General features: G+C 67.9%; 2 protein-coding genes. Both read right to left on the bottom strand.

The annotated features are described in order from the left end of the window. Positions 1-112: 112 nt before the first annotated feature. A complete protein-coding gene (locus ACVOK1_RS20365; RefSeq protein ID WP_481563087.1) occupies positions 113-1753 on the bottom strand; it encodes an acetolactate synthase large subunit in 1641 nt (546 codons plus the stop codon). 63 nt (positions 1754-1816) lie between these two features. Then, complete coding sequence (locus ACVOK1_RS20360) at positions 1817-3202, bottom strand: NAD-dependent succinate-semialdehyde dehydrogenase (RefSeq protein ID WP_481563086.1); 1386 nt, start codon at positions 3200-3202, stop codon at positions 1817-1819. Between the last annotated feature and the right edge of the window lie 309 nt (positions 3203-3511).

The following is a 3511-nucleotide window of genomic DNA, read 5'->3' as shown; positions in this document are numbered from 1 at the left end:
GGGGGGCCAGCATACCAAACCCCCCCGGCCCGCGCCCCGCGGGAGCCGTTAGCGCGGGGCATTCCCCGGGGGTCAGGCGCCTGTAATCCGCCGGGCGGGGCCCGGCGCCACTTCACCCGTTCCCGGGGAACGCCTGCCGCAGTTCCTCCACCAGCACCCGCTGGTTCTCCGAGTAGTCCACCGGCACCGAGACCAGGTGCACCCCGCCCTCGTTGAACGCCGCCTCCAGGGTCGGGATGAACTGCTCGATGGCGGTCACCTCATGGCCCTTGCAGCCATAGGCCTCGGCGTACTTCACGAAATCCGGGTTGCTGAAGGTCATGCCGTAATCGGTGAAGCCATCCACCGCCTGCTTCCAGCGGATCATCCCGTAGGCGCCGTCGTTGAGGATCAGCACCACCAGGTTCAGCCCCAGCCGCCGCGCCGTCTCCAGCTCCTGGCTGTTCATCATGAAGCCGCCATCGCCACAGACCGCCAGCACCCGCCGCTCGGGATACAGGATCGAGGCCATGATCGCCGACGGCAGGCCCGCGCCCATCGTCGCCAGCGCGTTGTCCAGCAGCAGCGTATTGGCCACCTGGGTGCGGTAATTGCGGGCAAACCAGATCTTGTACATGCCGTTGTCCAGCGCCACGATGCCGTCCGGCGGCATCACCTGGCGCACGTCATGTACCAGTCGCTGCGGGGTGAAGCCCGCTTCCTCGGCACGGTCGGCAAGGTGCTCGAGGATGGTCGCGCGCAGCGGCAGCAGCGCATCGGCATGCGCCACGGCGCCTTCGATGCGGTCGGCCAGCTGGGTCAGCGAGCGGCCGATATCGCCGATCACCTCCACCTGCGGGAAATACACCTGCTCCACCGCGGCCTGCGAATAGCCGATATGGATGACGGTCGGGCCACCCGGGCGCATCACGAAGGGCGGCTTCTCGGTCACTTCGTGGCCGATGGTCACGATCACGTCGGCCTGGTCGATGGCCATGTGCACGTAGTCGCGCTCGGTCAGCGCCGCAGTACCCATGTACAGGCCCGAGCCACCCGCCACCGCGCCCTTGCCCATCTGCGTGGTGAAGAACGGGATGCCGGCGCGCTGCACGAAGACCGACAGCGCTTCGCTGGACTGCGGGCGCGATGCCGCCGAGGCGATCATCAGCAGCGGCCGCTCGGCACCGCGGATGATCTCCGCCGCGCGGTCCAGCGCCTCCGGGCTGGCAATCGGCCGGTCCACCGCGTGGGTGGGAATGAGGGAAACGCCCTCCACCTCGGTGGCGGCGATGTCCTCGGGCAGCTCCAGCAGCACCGGGCCCGGGCGCTCCTCCTGGGCCACGCGGAAGGCCTCGCGGACGATGGTCGGGATGGTGCGTGCCGAGACGATCTGCCGGGCCAGCTTGGTCAGCGGCTTCATCGTGCTGACGATGTCCACGATCTGGAAGCGCGCCTGCTTGCTGGCAACGATGCCCTTCTGGCCGGTGATCATGATGACCGGCCATGCCCCCAGCAGCGCATAGGCCGCGCCGGTGGTGAAGTTCAGCGCGCCCGGGCCAAGGGTGGCCAGGCACACGCCCGGCTTGCCGGTCAGGCGGCCGTAGGTGGCGGCCATGAACACCGCCGCCTGCTCGTGGCGGGTGATGACGAGCTCGATGCTGGAATGGCGCAGCGACTCGACCACGTCGAGGTTTTCTTCGCCGGGAATACCGAAAATGCGCTCGACGCCTTCGTTCTCAAGTGCGGCGACAAGCAGATCTGAACCCTTGGACATTGGAATGCCGTCCTTTTCGCTGGACTGATGATGGATCGTTGCAGAGAGGGTGGAAGCCGCGCGTCAACGCTTGTCGAACCACACCGTCTGCGCATTGACGAATTCACGGATGCCAAAGTGCGAGAGCTCACGGCCGAAGCCGCTCTTCTTCACGCCGCCGATCGGCACGCGCGGGTCGGAGGCCGAGAAACCGTTGACGAACACGCCGCCGGTCTGCAGCCGGCGTGCCAGCTGCATGGCGCGTTCATGGTTGCCGGTCCACAGGTTGCCACTGAGGCCGAATTCGCTCTGGTTGGCCAGCTCCACTGCGTGGTCGGCGTCGCGGGCGCGGCTGATCGAGGCCACCGGCCCGAAGGTCTCGGTATCGAAGGCCTGCATGCCCGGCTCCACCCCGGCCAGGACGGTGGGTGCGTAGAAGCTGCCCGGGCGATCCAGCTGATGGCCGCCGACCAGCAGCTGCGCGCCAGCATCGACCGAAGCAAGCACCTGCGCGTCGAGCTGCTCGAGCAGGTCCTGGCGAGCCATCGGGCCGATGCGGTTGCCGGCTTCGCGGCCATCACCGATGGTCAGCGCCTGCACCTTCTGGCAGAACTGCGCCACGAAACGCTCGTAGACCGCCTCTTCGACGATGATGCGCTTGCCGGCGATGCAGACCTGCCCGGTGTTCTGGAAGCGCGAGGCCACGGCCGCATCGACGGCCGCATCAAGGTCGGCGTCGGCCAGCACGATGAAGGGGTCGGAGCCGCCCAATTCCAGCACCACCTTCTTCAGCGCCTGCCCGGCCTGGGCGGCGATGCTGCGACCGGCGGCGACGCTGCCAGTGAGGGTGACGGCGGCGATGCGGTCATCGGCGATGGCGGCACTGGTGCCCTCGCGGCTGATGTTGGCGGCGATGAAAGTGCCGTCCGGCAGGCCGGCTTCGCGCCAGGCGGCATCGAGCAGCTGCGCGGTACCGACGATGTTCTCGGCCGGCTTCAGCAGGAAGCCGTTGCCGCCCATCAGGATCGGCACCGCTGCGCGCATCACCTGCCAGTACGGGAAGTTCCACGGCATGATGCCCAGCACCACGCCCAGCGGCAGGTAGGACACGTAGGCCTTGTCATCGGGCACCTGGGTGGGCTCATCGCGCAGGAACTGCGCACCGTTTTCGGCGTACCAGTCGCACAGCAGCGCGCACTTCTCGATCTCGGCCAGCGATTCGGCGTGGACCTTGCCCATCTCGGCGGTAGCCATCGCGGCGAGCGGCTCGCGGTCACGGCGCAGGACGTCGGCCATTACACGCAGCACGGCAGCGCGCGCGTCCAGCGACTGCGCGCTCCAGGCGGCGAAGCCGGCCTGGCCGCGCTTAAGGAAGTCTTCCAGTTCAGCGGCAGTGGCGAAGGGGTGGCTGGCGATCTGCTGGCCGGTGGCCGGATCGCGGGAGATGGCGGTGGTGGGGGCAGCGGACATGCAGGTCTCCTGTTGTCTCGACAACGGGCCGGCGGCCCGTGTCCTGGACAGGAATGTGGACCTGTTCGATGGCAGCAACAAGGCGTCTGCTCATCCTGTGACCTGCACTTACCTGTATAGGGAGGGGGTGTCATGGCAGGGCTTGCAGCCCTGCACCTGCTTCAAGCCACGGCAACGTCAACGTCAAAAGCTGGCTTTCCGTGGGATGGCGGGGTGGGTCCGGTTGAGGGGGACGCCGTAAACCCGTCCATGGGGGCTTGGTCGCGGCATCCATGCCCCTCCCACCCCCCCCACCGGACCCACCCCCCC

Source organism: Stenotrophomonas sp. STEN087, assembly GCF_056759115.1.
This window is presented reverse-complemented; position numbering and strand designations above follow the sequence as displayed.